11 protein-coding genes are annotated in these 16,722 nt (G+C 70.3%); 6 read left to right on the top strand and 5 right to left on the bottom strand.

What is annotated here, in order from left to right; genetic code table 11:
• Positions 1-71 precede the first annotated feature (71 nt).
• Entirely contained in the window at positions 72-1,607 is a 1,536-nt protein-coding gene (locus ACZ7EG_RS14645; protein ID WP_471077343.1) for an alanine/glycine:cation symporter family protein, read from the bottom strand.
• Positions 1,608-2,064: 457 nt separating this feature from the next.
• Here ACZ7EG_RS14645 and ACZ7EG_RS14640 point away from each other — a divergent pair, with 457 nt between their 5' ends.
• Positions 2,065-2,625 (top strand): DM13 domain-containing protein, encoded by a 561-nt coding sequence (locus tag ACZ7EG_RS14640; protein WP_471077340.1) that lies wholly within the window; start codon positions 2,065-2,067, stop codon positions 2,623-2,625.
• Between the two features lie 87 nt (positions 2,626-2,712).
• Here ACZ7EG_RS14640 and ACZ7EG_RS14635 read toward each other — a convergent pair whose 3' ends face one another.
• Positions 2,713-3,246 carry a TerD family protein gene (locus ACZ7EG_RS14635; RefSeq protein ID WP_471077337.1) on the bottom strand — a complete coding sequence of 178 codons (534 nt, stop codon included), beginning with the start codon at positions 3,244-3,246 and terminating at the stop codon, positions 2,713-2,715.
• Between the two features lie 759 nt (positions 3,247-4,005).
• On the opposite strand from ACZ7EG_RS14635, the gene ACZ7EG_RS14630 reads away from it, so the two are divergent.
• Positions 4,006-5,007: a LysR family transcriptional regulator gene (locus ACZ7EG_RS14630; protein WP_471077334.1), complete on the top strand. Its 1,002-nt coding sequence runs from the start codon at positions 4,006-4,008 to the stop codon at positions 5,005-5,007.
• Positions 5,008-5,181: 174 nt separating this feature from the next.
• On the opposite strand, the gene ACZ7EG_RS14625 is transcribed toward ACZ7EG_RS14630, so the two are convergent.
• Positions 5,182-6,240 carry a PucR family transcriptional regulator gene (locus ACZ7EG_RS14625; RefSeq protein WP_471077331.1) on the bottom strand — a complete coding sequence of 353 codons (1,059 nt, stop codon included), beginning with the start codon at positions 6,238-6,240 and terminating at the stop codon, positions 5,182-5,184.
• A 245-nt stretch (positions 6,241-6,485) separates the two neighbouring features.
• Between ACZ7EG_RS14625 and ACZ7EG_RS14620 the strand changes: the two genes are divergently transcribed.
• From ACZ7EG_RS14620 to ACZ7EG_RS14605, 4 genes are all read left to right on the top strand, one after another.
• The gene (locus tag ACZ7EG_RS14620) at positions 6,486-6,920 is read left to right on the top strand and encodes a hypothetical protein (RefSeq protein WP_471077328.1); all 435 of its coding nucleotides are present in this window, start codon (positions 6,486-6,488) and stop codon (positions 6,918-6,920) included.
• A 72-nt stretch (positions 6,921-6,992) separates the two neighbouring features.
• Complete coding sequence (locus ACZ7EG_RS14615) at positions 6,993-9,029, top strand: flotillin family protein (RefSeq protein WP_471077325.1); 2,037 nt, start codon at positions 6,993-6,995, stop codon at positions 9,027-9,029.
• A gap of 79 nt (positions 9,030-9,108) precedes the next feature.
• A complete protein-coding gene (locus ACZ7EG_RS14610) occupies positions 9,109-14,085 on the top strand; it encodes a DNA repair ATPase (RefSeq protein ID WP_471077322.1) in 4,977 nt (1,658 codons plus the stop codon).
• A gap of 95 nt (positions 14,086-14,180) precedes the next feature.
• A complete protein-coding gene (locus ACZ7EG_RS14605) occupies positions 14,181-14,591 on the top strand; it encodes a MerR family transcriptional regulator (RefSeq protein ID WP_471077319.1) in 411 nt (136 codons plus the stop codon).
• A gap of 223 nt (positions 14,592-14,814) precedes the next feature.
• Here the strand turns inward: ACZ7EG_RS14605 and ACZ7EG_RS14600 are convergent, their stop codons facing one another.
• Both ACZ7EG_RS14600 and ACZ7EG_RS14595 read right to left on the bottom strand, forming a co-directional pair.
• A complete protein-coding gene (locus ACZ7EG_RS14600; protein WP_471077316.1) occupies positions 14,815-15,273 on the bottom strand; it encodes an ArsI/CadI family heavy metal resistance metalloenzyme in 459 nt (152 codons plus the stop codon).
• Between the two features lie 33 nt (positions 15,274-15,306).
• Positions 15,307-16,671, bottom strand: a complete 1,365-nt coding sequence (locus tag ACZ7EG_RS14595; protein ID WP_471077313.1) for an FAD-dependent oxidoreductase — start codon at positions 16,669-16,671, stop codon at positions 15,307-15,309.
• Positions 16,672-16,722 lie beyond the last annotated feature (51 nt).

The raw sequence follows: 16,722 nt of genomic DNA, 5'->3' as shown, positions 1-16,722 counted from the left end.
GTACGGGCCCGTACCCACCAAGGCGCGAGGTGGGTACGGGCCCGTACAGGAGCCGGGCCGCCGGGGGGCGGTCAGACGGTGGTCTTCACCGACTCCTGGTCTTCGTCGCCGTCGCTGATCTCGCCGGCCTTGCGGGCGCGGACGAACTCCAGGAAGGAGGCAAGCTCGCGCTTGACGACCGGGGCGAGCAGGTAGAGGCCGATGATGTTGAAGACCGACAGCAGGAAGAGCGCGGAGTCGGCGAGGCTGATCAGCGAGTCGAGGGACATCAGGGCGCCCAGGATCACGAACAGGCTCCAGACGACCTTGAAGACGGTCTCGCTGGCCTTGCTCTTGCCGAACAGGTACGACCAGGCCTTGAGGCCGTAGTAGCCCCAGGTCAGGATCGTGGAGAAGGCGAAGAGCAGCACCGCGACGGTGAGCACGGCCGGGAACCAGGGCAGTACGGTCGCGAAGGCGTCGGAGGTGATGGTGACGCCGCCGATGCTCTCGCCGGCGCGGGCCTCGCCCCAGCTGGCCGGGTTGGCGATGACGATGGTCAGCGCGGTCATGGTGCAGATGACGACCGTGTCGATGAACGGCTCCAGCAGGGCGACCAGACCCTCGCTCGCGGGGTGGTTGGTCTTGACCGCGGAGTGGGCGATCGGGGCGGAGCCCAGACCGGCCTCGTTGGAGAACGCGGCGCGCTGGAAGCCGATGATCAGGGCACCGAGCACACCGCCGGCGACGCCTTCGGCCTCGAAGGCGCCCTGCAGGATGGTCTGGAAGGCGTCCGGCACGGCGGTGACGTTGCCCAGGATGACGATCAGGCAGGCCACGATGTAGATGGCGGCCATCGCGGGCACCAGCCGGCTGGTGACCGAGGCGATGGAGCGGATGCCGCCGAGCAGCACCAGGCCGACCAGCGCGGAGACGACCAGGCCGAAGAGGACGGCACCGGCGGAGGAGGCCAGGAAGCCGTCCTCGCCGCCGAAGGTCGAGGAGATCTGCGCGTAGCTCTGGTTGGTCTGGAAGAGGTTGCCGCCGAACAGGCCGAAGAAGAGGATCATGATCGAGGCGAGGACGGCGAGCACCTTGCCGAGCTTGGCGCCGCCGCTGCCGAAGCGGTCCTTGAGGCCCTTGGGCAGGTAGTGCATCGGGCCGCCGGAGACGGTGCCGTCGGCGTGCACCTCGCGGTACTTCACGCCGAGGGTGACCTCGACGAACTTGGTGGCCATACCGAGCAGGCCGCACAGGATCATCCAGAACGTGGCGCCGGGGCCGCCGATGGAGACGGCGACGGCCACACCGGCGATGTTTCCGAGGCCGACCGTGCCGGAGACGGCGGCGGTCAGGGCCTGGAAGTGGTTGACCTCGCCCGTCGACCCCTTCTCGTCGTACTTCCCGCGCACCACGTCGAGCGCGAGTCTGAACTTGCGGACCTGCACGAGCCCGAACCAGCCGGTGAAGACCAGACCGGCGACGACGAGCCAGGCGACGATGAGGGGGAGTTCGGTTCCGCCGACGGGAACCGAGTAGAAGACGATGTCCCCGAGCCACTTGGCTATGGGTTCGAAGAAATCGCTGACGGCTTCGTCGACGTTTTGGGTGACGGAGTCGAGTGACACAGTGGCTACCTCGATGGTGCGAGCCCGGGACACGGGGGAAGTGCCGCCGGTTGATGTGCGGTCTCTGAACGAACGCCGTTGTCCGATCGGCGACACTGGGCGGGCGCTCCGCGGATGCGGATCGTGATCACCCTGGTGGTGTTGCCGGTGCATGCCGACCGCTCCGCGCTGTGGGGTTGAGCGGTTCCACCTGCGGAGTTGCGCAGTTCTACCACGGTCTTTGCCATTTCTTTAGTGACTCAAGTCACATAACTCGTAGTCACGGTCGAAAATGCCAGCGAGCGATATCGGACCGTTATGCGGGACGCCGGTTCCGTTCATCGGACATCTATCTGGAAGGCGGCCGGGCTCGCGGGTGCCGCGGCGACGTAAGACTTCCGTCATCCGCCTCGGGGCACACGCCGCCCGCGTGCCCCGTTGAATAGAGCCGAGGAAGCACTCAGGAATCGAGGCGGGCATGGGGCATGGACGGAAGACGCGGGGCAGGCCGTGGGTCATCGGAGTGCTGGTAGTGGCCCTCGCCGGTGTCGGCTTGGGGCTGTACTGGTTCCAGCCGTGGAAGCTGTGGCAGGACGAAACCGTGCAGGAGGCCCTGCCCAGTGCCGTGGCCCCTGCGGCCCCTCCGGCCGGAGCATCCTCCGCGTCCCCATCCCCGGCACCCCGGCCCCGGACGCTGGCGGGCGGCGAACTGATCAGCCACGAGCACGCCACCTCGGGCAAGGTGAAGCTCGTACGGCTCGCCGACGGATCCCATGTCGTACGGCTGGAGGACCTCGACACCAGCAACGGCCCGGATCTGCGCGTGTGGCTGACCGACGCGCCGGTGAAGGAGGGGCGGGCCGGCTGGCACGTCTTCGACGACGGGTCGTACGTCAGCCTCGGCAAGCTCAAGGGCAACAAGGGCAGCCAGAACTACACCGTGCCCGCCGACGTCGACCCGTCCCGGTTCACCAGCGTGAGCATCTGGTGCGACCGCTTCGACGTGTCCTTCGGCGCCGCCGAACTGGCCCGCACCTGACCTCGCCCGCAGGGCGCGTCAGAGTTCCTGGCGACGATTCCCTGCACCCATCGTCTCGGAACCAACGGCGCACCCGACCGCGCCGGGTCACGGCTGTGGGGCGTTGCCCATCTCCGCGGTGAAGACCGTGGGGTCGCTGTCGAAGCCACGGACCATCTCGTGAAACTTCCAGGCTCCGGAAGTGTCCCGGGTGAACTCCGCGACCGTCGTCGCGGTGGATCCCGAGACCTGGGTGAAGTCGTCCTTGAGAAGCTCCCTGTACCCCTCGACGACCAGTACACCGGCGTTCGACATGTCCCCGAAGGTCTTGGGGCCGTTGTTCTGGTGGATCGCCACGCCCACGACCACACGGGCGAAGGAGGAAGCGAGGCGATCGAGCTCCAGGGTCATGACCTCGACGTAGCCGAAACCCTGACCGGTCTGGCTGTGCCGGCCCATGTTGATGGTGCCGTCCGGTGAGCGGCTGTCGAAGTGGACGACGTACACGGGCGGGCCGTAGGGGGCATCCGCCGAGTAGGTCGTGGCGATGATGTCGAGATGGTGAGATGGCTGGTTCCAGGGACTCGGGTCCCACTTGAGCCGTACCTCGGCCTTGCTCACACACTGACTGTCGCTGTTCACCGGCTTGTTGCCTCTCCCGAGTCACGTCACCACGGGACGGCCCCGCCTGGTCAAGTATGGCCGTCGGCCGACGTGTTGAACCCGGCATCCAGGGCGACGACGCGTCAGGCGCAAGCCCGGAACGACATGGCGATGGTGAGTCTTTCGAGTTGCGGCCGGCCGGGGAGAGGAACTGTCGGGCTTGTGGCGAACGGCTGAGGTCGGGTGCCCGGCCTGACGCTTTGTTCTGTTGCTCAGCGCGTCGTGCCAGGCAGTGGCGTACGGACCAGCAACTGCGCAAGCGCCTGGCGGCCGTGCAAAGCGGGGACGGCGAAGCCGAGTGTCCCGAGTGCGGGCAGCCATCACCCTCATGACCAGGCGGATTACCCGGGCAAGAAGAGCTTGAACCGGCCGACAAAATTGCTTAGGGCGACGGGTTTCGGTTTCCCGCCGTGCCGAGGCGCGTCTTAGTCGGTACCACTACGTCGACGGCTAGGCCTGAACGGTGCGAGCCGGGTCAGAGAGCGCCAGACTCTGACCCACCGCGTCGTGACCCTCTGTTGTTTTGTCCACCTATCTGAGAAGGCTGTCGGCGCGTAGACGACGTAAGTGTCGCCGACGACGGTCATCAGCACGCGGGATGGGGGCCGTCCTTGCCGGTCGTCACGATAATCAGGCATGCGTCTAGCTTCACCGTGTGTTACTGGAGGGTCCAACACCTGTTCGGCGGATACCTACGCAACTCTGTTGTAGATCGCTGTCGGGGGCGAGAATAGGGGCGTGCGCGATGACACTCATCCCCGACTGCTGCGGGCTTTCCTGGCTGTCGCCGAAGAGCTGCACTTCACCCGCGCCGCCGCCCGGTTGTTCGTCGCACAACAAGCGCTCAGTCGCGACATTCGGCGGCTGGAACAGGCGTGGGGCCGCGCCCTGTTCCAGCGGAACAGCCGGCATGTCGCCCTCACCCCCGAAGGGCACCGGCTGCTGCCAGCTGCCCGCCGAGCCCTGGCCGCCCATGCCGAGTTGAGCCAAGAGCTAGGCAGACCACCGCAGTCCGGGAACAACCGGCCATTGGTCGTTGATGTCGCCAACAGCACTTCCACTGGACCGAGGGTGCTCGAACTGGCCCGAAAGTCAGCTCCCGAGCTGGACTTCGTCGTCCACACCCATAGCGGGCTGGCCCGCGCTGTGACGGAGATGGCGGGCGGGCACCTGGACATTTCATTCGGTCGTGTCGCCGGGCTTCCGCCCGAAGCGCGTGCCTCACTGGAACACCGGCTGATCCGGTTCGACCAGCTGGCAGTGATGGTGCCGACCGATCACCAGCTCGCCGCCTCGCCCCAGGTGCCGCTGGCCGCGCTGGCCGGCGAGACTCTGTACGCCGCGGCTGGCAACGAGGACACCACCGAGTGGACGGACTACGCGCGCTCCTTGTGCGCAGGGCGCGGTATCGAGCTGGCCCCGCCCTATCCCAAAATCGAGGGCGAAGTGGAGTTCAGCCGGGTCATGAGCAGACACCGGTGGCTTGTCCTGGCCAGCCTCAGTTTCATGCCCGTTCCCGAGATGGTCCTGCGCCCGCTGACCGACCCGGTGCCCCTCACTCCGGTGTCCATGGTCTGGCGCCGCAGTCTGCACCACCCAGGGGTGGAAGCCCTGGCCAACGCGGCGCGGAGCCTCTGCACCGCAGAGGACTGGCTGAAACGCCCACCCGAATCCTGGCTGCCCGAAGCAGACCTGCGTGTCATCGGCCGGTGTGACGACAGCGCAGGATCCGCCGAGTAGTCCCAGGTCACTGATAGCCGGACGGGACACCAGCTCGCCAGGCCTGCGCCTGGAGGATTGAAAACAGGTACTGAAGACGAGGACGCGGCGTTCGGTGGGGTTGGCGCCCGGGATATGGCGGCCCATCGAAGCTCCGACGAAGTGGCCCGCACCTGACCTCGTCCGCAGGGCGCGTCAGAGTTCCTGGGCGGGCCAGTCCAGCAGCCGTGCTCCGATCACCGCGGTCTGCAGCATGTAGCGGTGGGCGGGATCGGCCGGGTTGGCGCCGGTGAGCTTGTGGATGCGTTCCAGCCGGTAGGTCAGGGCCCGCACGCTGAGGGTGAGGCGGCGGGCCGCCTCGGCGGCCACGCAGCCGGAGTCGAAGTAGGCGGTGAGGGTGTCCAGCAGGGGCTGGGCGCCGCCGCGGGCGGTGGTGAGCGGGCCGAGGGTGGCGAGGACGAGTTCGGCCATGGCCTGTCGGTCGCGGGTGAGGACGGGGTAGACGAGCAGGTCGGCCGCCCGCAGCACCGGGTCCTCCAGTTCGAGGCGCTCGGCGAGCTCCAGGGCGTTGAGCGCCTCCTCGTAGGAGTGGACGACCCCGCCAGGGCCGGGCTGGGGGCGGCCGATGGCGACCCTGCCGCCGTCGGTGGCGGCGTGGGCCTGCTTCGCGAAGTGGGCGAGGACCTCGTCCTGCGGGCCGGGGGCGATGCACAGCAGCCTTCCGTCCTTGGTGGTGAGCAGAATGCTGCGGTCTCCGAAGCGTGCGATGAGAGCGCGTTCCACCTGGCGGGGGACGGGATCGCCCTCCTCGTAGGCGGTCGGGCCCTCGGCGACGGCGACGGCGTGGGCGTGGGAGAGGCGCAGGCCGAAGCGTTCGGCGCGTTCGGCGAGGCGTCCGAGGTCGCTGCGGCCGTAGAGGAGGTCGTCGATGAACTCGCGGCGCGCGGCCTCTTCCTGTCGTACGGCCAGGCGCTGGGCCCGCTCGAAGCCCTCCGCGAAGGCGTCTGTCGCCTGCTGTACGGCGGCCAGGACGCTGTCGGCCGACGCGGGGCCGGCCGGCCAGGCCGCGCGTGCGGCGGTCAGATGGGCGCTGACCAGGGCCCGCAGCCCGTGACCGGCGTCAGCCGCCTGCTCTCCGAGTGCCCGTCGGAAGGCGAGTTCTTCCCGGGTGAGGCGCCGACCTGTGGCCGCGACCTCGCCGAGTATCTGGGCATACCCCTCCAGATACTGCTCCGGAATCCCCAACTCCACCATGCTTCCCCCGAGTTCTTGACGCGTCGCTGACGGCTTCTTAGCGGCAGACCGGCATGCAGACCCTAGACAACACTGCCGGGAACCGGCAATGCGCGGGCGGGCGCCGGGGGTGCAGCATGGGCTGCGGGGAGCACTACCGGGGGATGCAGTGCCGGACACCGGCAGGTGTCCGGCACCGAACCCTGAGCGAGCGGTGCTCCGCCGGCGCGGTTGACAGGCAGTGCGGACGAGACAGGGGGTACGGCATGCGGACGTTGCTGTCGGTCGTCACCGGCCCGCCCACGATCCTCCTGACCACCGGCCTCGTCGTGCTGCTGTGCTTCTGGCTCCTCGTCGCCGCGGGTCTCACCTCGGTCGGCACCTTCGACGCGGACGCCAACCTCCGGGCCTGGGGCATGGGCGGCGTACCCGTGGCGGTAGCCGTCACCATGCTGACGGTCGTGGCCTGGTTCCTCAGCGTCGGGGGCGTCCTCCTGCTGGCCGTGTGCACGCCGCCGTGTGCCGTCACCGGTCTGCTGAGCATGGTCCTGCCCGTCGCCGCCCTGCCCGTCGCCTGGCGGCTGACCTGCCTGTTCGTGCGTCCCCTGCACCGGCTCTTCCCCGACGAACCCGGCTCGCCCAACGAACCCGGCCTGCCCGGTCGCGGCCGGGCACGCGACCGCGCGGACCACGCCGCCTGAGCAGTACCCCGTCGGCCTTCGCCGCCGGCTCCCTCACGCTTCGCTTTCCTTCACGCATCAAGGACCTATGCCATGAATGTCATCCTCCTGGGCGCCGGCGTGCTCATCGCCGTCACCCTGCTCGCCGTACTGCTCGTCTCCCTGCTGTTCCGCAAGGTGGAGCAGGGCAAGGCGCTGATCGTCTCCAAGTTGCGGAAGGTCGACGTGACCTTCACCGGGCAGGTCGTGCTGCCCGTGCTGCACAAGGCCGAGGTGATGGACATCTCGGTGAAGGCCATCGAGATCACCCGGACCGGCAAGGACGGTCTGATCTGCCAGGACAACATCCGCGCCGACATCCGGATCACGTTCTTCGTCAAGGTCAACAAGACCGTCGAGGACGTCATCAAGGTCGCGCAGGCCGTCGGCACCGCGCGGGCGAGCGACCGGGACACGCTGCAGGAGCTGTTCCACGCGAAGTTCTCCGAGGCGCTCAAGACCGTCGGCAAGCAACTGGACTTCACCGACCTGTACACCAAGCGCGAGGAACTGCGGTACCGGATCATCGAGGTCATCGGCGTCGACCTCAACGGCTACCACCTGGAGGACGCCGCGATCGACTACCTGGAGCAGACCCCGGTCGCCCAGCTCGACCCGTCCAACGTCCTCGACGCCCAGGGCATCCGCAAGATCACCGAGTTGACGGTCATCGAGCACGTGCGCACCAACGAGGCGCAGCGCACCGAGGAGAAGGAGATCACCCGGCAGAACGTCGACGCCCGCGAGGCCATCCTGGAGCTGGAGCGCCGACAGGCCGACGCCGAGACCAAGCAGAAGCGGGAGATCGCCACCGTACGGGCCCGGGAGGAGGCCGAGACGGCCCGGGTGGTGGAGGAGGAGCGGCTGCGGGCCCAGGGCGCCTTCCTGGCCACCGAGGAGAAGCTCGGCGTGCAGCGCGAGAACCAGGCCCGCGAGGTCGCCGTCGCCGCGAAGAACCGCGAGCGGGTCATCGCCATCGAGAACGAGCGCATCGAGAAGGACCGGCTCCTCGAAGTCATCGGCCGGGAGCGGGAGACGCAGCTGACCCGGATCGCCGCCGAGAAGGAGGTCGAGGCGGAGAAGCGGGACATCGCCGAGGTCATCCGCGAGCGCGTCGCCGTGGACCGCACGGTCGCCGAGCAGGAGGAGTCCATCAAGAAGCTGCGGGCCGTGGAGGAGGCGGAGCGGCAGCGGCAGACCGTGATCATCGCCGCCGAAGCCGAGGCGCAGGAGAAGCTGGTCAAGGACATCAAGGCCGCCGAAGCCGCCGAGCAGGCCGCCGGCCACCGCGCTGCCGAGGAACTGACGCTGGCGGAGGCCCGGTTGAAGACGGCCGACCTCGACGCCCGCGCCAAGCTGCGCCTCGCCGAGGGCGTCCAGGCCGAGGCGGCTGCCGAAGGGCTCGCCGCCGTCCAGGTCCGCGACAAGGAAGCCGACGTCATCGAGAAGGCCGGCCGGGCCGAAGCCGCCGCCACCGAGGCCCGGCTCCGGGCGGAAGCCGAAGGAGCACAGGCCCAGGCACTCGCGGACGCCGCGGCCATCGGCGAGAAGCTCAAGGCCGAGGCCGAGGGCCTGACCCAGAAGGCCGCAGCCATGGCAGCCCTCGACGACGCCTCGCGCGGGCACGAGGAGTACCGGCTGCGCGTCCAGGCGGACAAGGAGATCCGCCTCGCGGGCCTCGACGTGCAGCGGCAGGTCGCCGAGGCGCAGGCCACGGTGCTCGCCACCGGTCTGGAGAGCGCCGACATCAACATCGTCGGCGGCGAGTCGGTCTTCTTCGACCGGCTGATGTCCTCGATCGCACTCGGCAAGGGCATCGACGGGTTCGTCCAGCACTCCGAGACCGCGCAGGCCCTGGCCCGGCCCTGGCTGGACGGCACCTCCAGCTTCACCGACGACCTGGGTCGCATCCTCGGCTCGGTCACCACGGCCGACGTGCAGAACCTGACGGTCTCGGCGCTGCTGATGAAGCTGATGAAGACCGGCGGGGCCGACTCGGGGCAGCTCCAGCAGCTGCTCGACAGGGCCGGCGAGCTGGGCCTGGCGGACAAGCCGCTCACCACCCTGAACGGCAGTGCCGTCCGCGCCTGACCCGCCCCTTCGGTCCGGAGCCGCCGCACAGGGGAAGGCGGCTCCGGACCACGTTCCTCGACTTCCCGAGAGGCATGCCATGACGACCGTCCCGGACGCCGACACCTACGACCCCGTGGACAGGGGCACGTACGAGGTGCTGCGCGACCGCCTCACCGCCCAGGCCGCCGAACTGGCCCGGCGCGCCGAGGCGCTCAACGCCCGCCGCATCGAGGAGTTCGGCTCGACGCGGTTCGAGCTCGCCGGCACGAAGCGACTGCGCACCGAGCACGCGGCGGTGCCCCGGGACGTCGTCGCGGTGGGTGAGGTGCTGCTGTCCAGCTGCAACGCAGTCCCGAGCCGGGAGGACGACACACGCGTCGGCGACGTCCTGGCCCTGTACGACCGCAACCTGGAACGGCTGCCCGACGACGCCATCCCTGGCTTGCTCGACGACCCCGCTTTCGTCCGGGAGTTCGCCGCCCTGCACCGCTACTACCGCCACGCCCGCCTGCTCCGGCTCCGGCGCACCGAGGGCAAGCTGCTCGCCGTCTTCCAGACCGGTGAGAAGGCGGACGACACGCGGGTGCTGCGTTGGTCCCTCTCCGACGGCGGACGGACCACCTTCCTTGACGCGCGGGGCGATCGCGACCACGTCCTGCCCCCGTCCCACGACGTCGAATGGATCGACAGCACGCGCGAGGACCACGTCCTCGGACGGCACCCGCTCGTCTCCATCCACGGCGAGGTGTTCGTCTCCACGGTCGGCGGCGTGCTGACCGTCAAGGTCGACGACGACACCGAGACGGCAGAAGGCGTTTACACCGAGCCCGTCGACGAGCCCCTTCAGGCCCTCGCGGACGCGGACATCGCCCACGCGCGCGTGGGCGCCCTGATCCTCCTGCGCGTCCGCCCCTACAAGGAGGACACCGACCGCCACCTGGTGTTCAACACCCTCACCAGAACCGTGGTCCGACTCGACGGCATCGGCCGGGCGTGCCGCCGCCTGCCCGAGGACCAGGGAATCGTCTTCCCCGGCGGCTACTGCCTGGCCACCGGCAGCCACAAGACGTACGAACTCGACACGACGCGACTCGAGTTCGAACGGGAGATCCGCTCCCCGAACGGCGAGGACGTGCTCTACGCCTTCCACGCACGCGCGGAGGGCCGCAGCCTCCTCCTGCCGTACAACACCATCCGCCAGGAGATGGCCAACCCCCTCCCCTGCCAAGGCTGGGCGCTCTTCGACGACGGCTTGCTCGCGATCCTCCGGGCCGACGCCGGGGAACCGCAGCGCGTCCACCCCGTGCAGCTGTGGAACTCCCCGTACGTCTCGGACACCCACGCCGCCGCCCAGCCGGTCGGCACCGGCCCCCTGGCACGCATCGGCAACGCCGACCTCGTGCGCGGCATCTCCGACTGCCTCTCCGTCACGGGAGCCGTCGCCGATACGACACCCACGACCGAGGTGTACGAGGCACTCCTGGCCGCCTGCGCCCGGGCGGCGGACACCCACCACTGGCTGGCCGACCCCGAACTCGGCGACCTCCACACCCCACTGGCTCAACTCCGCGACACGGCCCAACAGGTCCTGGCCGAGTTCGAGACCGTCCAGGCCCTCACCCAGCAGGCCGAGGACGCGCTCACCGAAGCCGCCGCGCGGGTCGCCGAGGTCGTACGACGGCTGCGGGGCGAGGCCCCCCGAGGCGCGGCAGGCTGGGTGACCGGGTTGACCGAGCTGCGCCGCGCGCAGGGCCACCTGCTCACCCTCAAGGACATGCGGTACGCGGACACCGCCCGCATCGACGAACTCGCCGACGCCACCGAGTCCGACCTCGCTGCCTTCGGCCGGCGCGCCGTGGCGCACCTCGCCCGCGAGGACGCCTTCGCCGGTCACCATGGGCAGGTCGAGCAACTCGTCGCCGATGCCGGGGAGATCGCCACCGTGGCCGAGGCGGCGCCCATCGCAGCCCGCACGGACGAACTCACCGACGAGCTGCGCACGGTGACCGAGGTCGTCGCCGGTCTCGACATTGCCGACGCCACCGTCCGCACCGCGATCCTGGAGCGCATCGCCGAGGTCCTCGGCGGCGTCAACCGTGCCCGCGCCGCCCTCGACGGCCGTCGCCGCGAGCTCCTCGACCGGGAGGGACGGGCTGAGTTCTCCGCCGAACTCGCCCTGCTGGGCCAGTCCGTCACCGGCGCGCTCACCGCCGCCGACAGCCCGGAGGCTTGCGACGAGCAACTCGCCCGCCTGCTGGTACAGGTGGAGAACCTGGAGTCCCGGTTCGCCGAGTTCGACGACTTCCTCACCACCCTCGCCGACAAACGCGACGAGATCCACGAGGCGTTCTCCGCCCGCAAGCAGACCCTCGCCGACGCCCGCGCCCGGCGCGCCGAACGCCTGGCCGACTCGGCGGCCCGCGTCCTGCGGACCGTCGCCCGCCGGGCCGCCGCCCAGCCGGACGCGGACGCCGTCACCACGTACTTCACCTCCGACCCGATGCCCGCCAAGGTCCGCCGCATCGCCGGCGAACTGCGCGACCTCGGCGACCAAGTGAGGGCCGAGGAGCTCGACGGTCGCCTCAAGGCCGCCCGGCAGGAGGCGCTCCGCGCCCTGCGCGACCGCACCGACCTCTACACCGACGACGGCCGCACGATCCGCCTCGGCACCCACCGCTTCGCCGTCAACACCCAGCCCCTCGACCTCACCCTCGTCCCGCACGGCGACACCCTCGCCTTCGCCCTGACCGGCACCGACTACCGCTCCCCGGTCACCGACCCCGACTTCACCGCCACCCGCCCCTACTGGGACCGCCCCCTGCCCTCGGAGTCACCCGAGGTCTACCGGGCCGAGCACCTCGCCGCCCGCCTGCTGGACGAACACGGCCCCGAGGCCCTCGCCGAGGCCGACCTGCCCGCTCTCGTGCGGCAGGCCGCCGAGGCGGCGTACGACGAGGGCTACGAGCGCGGCGTCCACGACCACGACGCAACAGCGATCCTCACCGCGCTCCTGCCCCTGCACGAGGGGGCGGGCCCGCTGCGCCACGAACCGGCCGCACGAGCGGCCGCCCAGCTGTTCTGGACGCACGGCACGACGGACGAGGAGCGTTCGAGCTGGACCCGGCGCGCGGTGTCCCTCGCCCGGGCCCGGGACACCTTCGGCCTGGCACCCGCCATAGCCGACCTGCAACGGGAGCTGGCAGAAGCCGCGGGCGGAGAAGCGGCGGCCGCGTACCTCTTCGAGGAACTGACCAGCGGCCCGACCGGCTTCGTCATCAGCGCCGGCACCCGCACCCTGCTCGACAAGTTCCGCCGCACGGTGGGCACCCCGGCCTACGACGACGACCTCACCGCCCTCACCGACCCGGCCGCCCGCACGCAACTGGTCGAGGCCTGGCTGACGGCGTACACCACCGCCACCGGCACCGGCCTCACCCCCGGGGACCTGGCCGAGGCGGTGGCCGCCGAGCTCTGCCCCGGCCTGCCCCGCTACGAGTCCGACGCACCGCTCACGCAGACCGTCACGGGTCTGCTCGGCACCCACCCCCGCATCACCGGCCGTGCCCTCACGGTCCGCATCGACGAACTCCTGGCCCGCACGCGCCGGTTCCGAACCGAAGACGCACCAGGTCACCGCGCCTACCAGCAGCGCCGCACCGCCTTGGTGGACGCCGAGCGTGCCCGTCTCCGCCTGGACGAGTACCGGCCCCGCGTGATGTCGGCGTTCGTGCGCGGCAGGCTCATCGACGAGGTCTACCTGCCGCTCATCGGCGACAGCCTCGCCAAGCAGCTCGGCACCACGGGCGAGTCCAAGCGCACCGACTCCGGCGGCCTGCTCCTGCTCATCTCCCCGCCCGGCTACGGCAAGACGACCCTCATGGAGTACGTCGCCGACCGGCTCGGCATGATCCTGGTGAAGGTCGACGGCCCGGCACTCGGCCACACCGTCACGTCGCTCGACCCGGCCGAGGCCCCGAACGCCACCGCCCGCCAGGAGGTCGAGAAGATCAACTTCGCGCTGGCGGCGGGCAACAACACCCTCCTCTACCTCGACGACATCCAGCACACCTCGCCCGAACTGCTCCAGAAGTTCATTCCCCTCTGCGACGCCACCCGCCGCATCGAGGGCGTGCGGGACGGCGAACCACGCACCTACGACCTGCGCGGCAAACGCTTCGCCGTCTGCATGGCCGGCAACCCCTACACCGAGTCCGGCGGCCGCTTCCAGGTGCCCGACATGCTCGCCAACCGTGCCGACGTGTGGAACCTCGGCGACGTCCTGACCGGCAAGGACGACGTCTTCGCGGTCAGCTTCATCGAGAACGCCCTCACCGCCAACCCGGTCCTCGCCCCGCTCGCCGGCCGCGACCGCGCCGACCTCGATCTGCTCATCCGCCTCGCCCAGGACGGCCCGACGGCTCGCGCGGACCACCTGACGCATCCGTACGCCCCCGCGGAGCTGGAGCGGATTCTGGCCGTACTGCGTCACTTGCTCACCGCCCGGGAAACGGTCCTGGCCGTGAACGCGGCGTACATCGCCTCGGCGGCCCAGTCGGACACGACGCGCACGGAGCCGCCCTTCCGGCTCCAGGGCTCCTACCGCACCATGAACAAGATCGCCCAACGCGTGCAGCCCGTCATGAACGACGCGGAACTGACGGCGCTCATCGAGGACCAGTACCGGGCCGAGGCCCAGACCCTCACCACCGGTGCGGAAGCCAATCTCCTCAAGCTGGCCGAGCTGCGCGGCACTCTCACCGCCGAGCAGTCGGCCCGCTGGACCGAGTTGAAGGCGGCCCACGTCCGAGCCCAGGCCCTCGGCGGCCCCGAGGACGACCAACTCGCCCGGGCCGTCTCCGCCCTCGGCCTCCTGGCCGACCGGATCGCAGCCGTCGAGGAGGCGATCAATCGGGCGAACGACCCACGACACCTGGTCATGAACCCAACGGCCCGGCACGCCGGACTGCGATCTTCGACGGGTGCGTCATCGGCCCCGACACGGCCGACGGTCACGGGAGGGCATCCGGCACCCTGGGAGCGGGCGCGGCAGACAGCCGACCCGGAACCGAGGTAACTCTACCCTAACGTTAGGGTAGAGATCGGTGTCGGTCGCCCACGGCCGTAGCCAGACACCCACGGCCGTAGCGAGACATGAGGAAGGCACCCCGCGTGAGCAGCGAGCACATGCAGATCGGCGAGGTCGCCACACGGACCGAGCTGTCGCTGCGCACCATCCGGCACTACGAGGAGACCGGCCTCGTCCTCCCCTCCGCCCGCTCCCAGGGCGGCTTCCGCCTCTACACCGAGGCCGACGTCGCCCGCCTGATGGTCATCCGTCGCATGAAGCCCCTCGGCTTCACCCTCGACGAGATGCGCGCACTGCTGGAGGCCACCGGCCGCCTCGACTCGGACGAGAAACTGCCGCCCGAGGAGCGCGAGGAACTGCTGGAGCGGATCCGCAGCTTCGAGCAGGTCGCCCGGCAGCGCGTCGAGGATCTGCGCACCCAGCTCTTCCGCGCCGAGGAGTTTGCGGCCACGCTTGCCGAGCGCCTCACACGGACTCGCGACCCCCTGACCTGAATCCACCTACGGCCGCCTGCCCTTGAACGTGGCGATTGCCGATCCGCTGCCTGATCTGCGACGAGCTGTCCCCGCCCGGGGAGAGCAGGACGAAGGTGCGGGCGGTGACGCCGGTATGGCGTGCGAGGGCCGCGTACAGGGGGCGGCTCAGGGGCTGTCCAGCGGCACCCAGGCCGGGCCCGGGCGGCGGCGCTGGTGTGTGCCGGCGCCGCCGTCGGCGGCGTCAGCAGCAGCCGCCTGCGGCGGCTGATTCCTTGGTGTCGGCATCGGCCGGATCGGTGCAGCAGGCGCTGTCCTGCTGCTTGGCGAGGGTGTCGGAGTCTGCCTTGACCACGTACACCTCCCAGGGTTCCTGGCCGGGGCCGTGTACCCAGACCTTGTCCTGGAGGGCGTAGCAACAGCTGGTGTCGTCCTCCTCGGTGGTGGCCAGGCCGGCCTCACTCAGGCGGGCGGTGGCGGCGTGGACGGCCTCGGTCGAATCGACTTCGACGCCGAGGTGATCCAGGCGGGTGTCCTCCCCTGCCCGGCCCTCGATCAGCACGAGCTTGAGCGGGGGCTCGGCAATGGCGAAGTTGGCGTATCCGTCACGGAGTTTGGCGGGCTCGGTGCCGAACAGCCTGCTGTAGAACGTGACGGACGCGTCGAGGTCCGCTACGCGCAGGGCCAGTTGAACGCGGGACATGGCGTATCTCCTGCTCGATGGGTGGTTGGTGGGTCAGCAGCTGCCGGAGGCGGTCGAGGTCCCGGTGCCGATCTGCAGGGTGGCCGGGGTGCCGCAGCATCCGCCGCCCTGGCTGTTCTGGACCGCGTCGGGTTCGTCGTACAGTCCCGCGCCGCCGCATACGCCGGTCTCGGGCAGGGTCAGCTCGACGCGTTCGGCGGCCTCGCGGTCGCCGGCGATCGAGGCGCTGATGGAGCGGACCTGCTCGTAACCGGTCATCGCCAGGAACGTGGGGGCGCGGCCGTAGGACTTCATGCCGACCAGGTAGATGCCCTGCTCCGGGTGGGAGAGCTCGTTCACGCCGTGCGGGTAGACGGTTCCGCAGGAGTGCACGTTCGGGTCGATCAGCGGAGCCAGGGCGGTCGGCGCCTGCAGTCGCTCGTCCAGTCCGAGGCGGATCTCGGAAAGGAAGGAGAGGTCGGGGCGGAAGCCGGTCAGGACGATGACCTCGTCGACCGGGTCCAGGCGGCGGCCGTCCTCGGCGACGAGGACGAGACGGTCGCCGTCGCGCTCCACGGTGGCTGTGCGGAAGCCGGTGACCGCGGTCGCGTAGCCGTCCTCGACGGCGGCCTTGGCGCGCAGGCCCAGGGCGCCGCGTGCGGGCAGCTCGTCGGCCGCGCCTCCGCCGAAGGTGTGTGCGCCGATGCCGCGTCGCAGGATCCACGTTGCGTGCGTGCCGCGCTCCTCCTTGGCCAGGTCGGCGAGGTGGGCCAGCGCGGTGAAGGCGGAGGCGCCGGAGCCGATGACCGCGGTGCGCCTGCGCGCGTAGCGGGCACGGACGGCCGGGTCCTTGAGGTCGGGGACGCGGTAGGAGACGCGGTCGGTGGCCGTCTTCTCGCCGAGGGCGGGCAGGCCGTCGGCGCCCATCGGACCGGGGGTGGACCAGGTGCCGGAGGCATCGATCACGGCGCGGGCGGTGATCCGCTCCTCGCGCCCGTCCGTCCCCAGGATGTGGACGGTGAAGGGCTGCTCGTCGCGATCGGCGTCGACGATGCGGTCGCGGCCCGCGCGGGCGACGCCGGTCACCGTGACGCCGTGGCGGACCTTGGCGCCGAGGACGTCGGCGAGCGGCTGCAGGTACTGCTCGGCCCAGTCGCCGCCGGTCGGGTAGGCGGCGCCATCAGGGCGCACCCAGCCCGTGGGGGCGAGGAGCTTCTCGGCGGCCGGGTCGGTGACCTCGGCCCACGGTGAGAACAACCGCACGTGTGCCCAGTCGCGTACGGCGGTGCCCGCGGACGGTCCGGCTTCGAGGACCAGGGGCTCGATGCCGCGCTCGACGAGGTGGGCCGCGGCGGCCAGACCGATCGGGCCGGCGCCGATGACCACGACGGGCAGTTGGTCGGTGTTGGACGCGTTCACGGGACTCCCCTTTGCTTCGACATTCGTCGATGGCTTGTGAGATCAGCATGG

This window comes from Streptomyces sp. NPDC037100 (assembly GCF_055606225.1).
This window is presented reverse-complemented; position numbering and strand designations above follow the sequence as displayed.

Coding starts and splice junctions, on each gene's coding strand:
- ACZ7EG_RS14640 (WP_471077340.1), top strand. CDS start 2,065: ATGGGGCATGGACGGAAGACGCGGGGCAGGCCGTGGGTCATCGGAGTG.
- ACZ7EG_RS14625 (WP_471077331.1), bottom strand. CDS start 6,240: ATGGTGGAGTTGGGGATTCCGGAGCAGTATCTGGAGGGGTATGCCCAG.
- ACZ7EG_RS14620 (WP_471077328.1), top strand. CDS start 6,486: ATGCGGACGTTGCTGTCGGTCGTCACCGGCCCGCCCACGATCCTCCTG.
- ACZ7EG_RS14615 (WP_471077325.1), top strand. CDS start 6,993: ATGAATGTCATCCTCCTGGGCGCCGGCGTGCTCATCGCCGTCACCCTG.
- ACZ7EG_RS14610 (WP_471077322.1), top strand. CDS start 9,109: ATGACGACCGTCCCGGACGCCGACACCTACGACCCCGTGGACAGGGGC.
- ACZ7EG_RS14600 (WP_471077316.1), bottom strand. CDS start 15,273: ATGTCCCGCGTTCAACTGGCCCTGCGCGTAGCGGACCTCGACGCGTCC.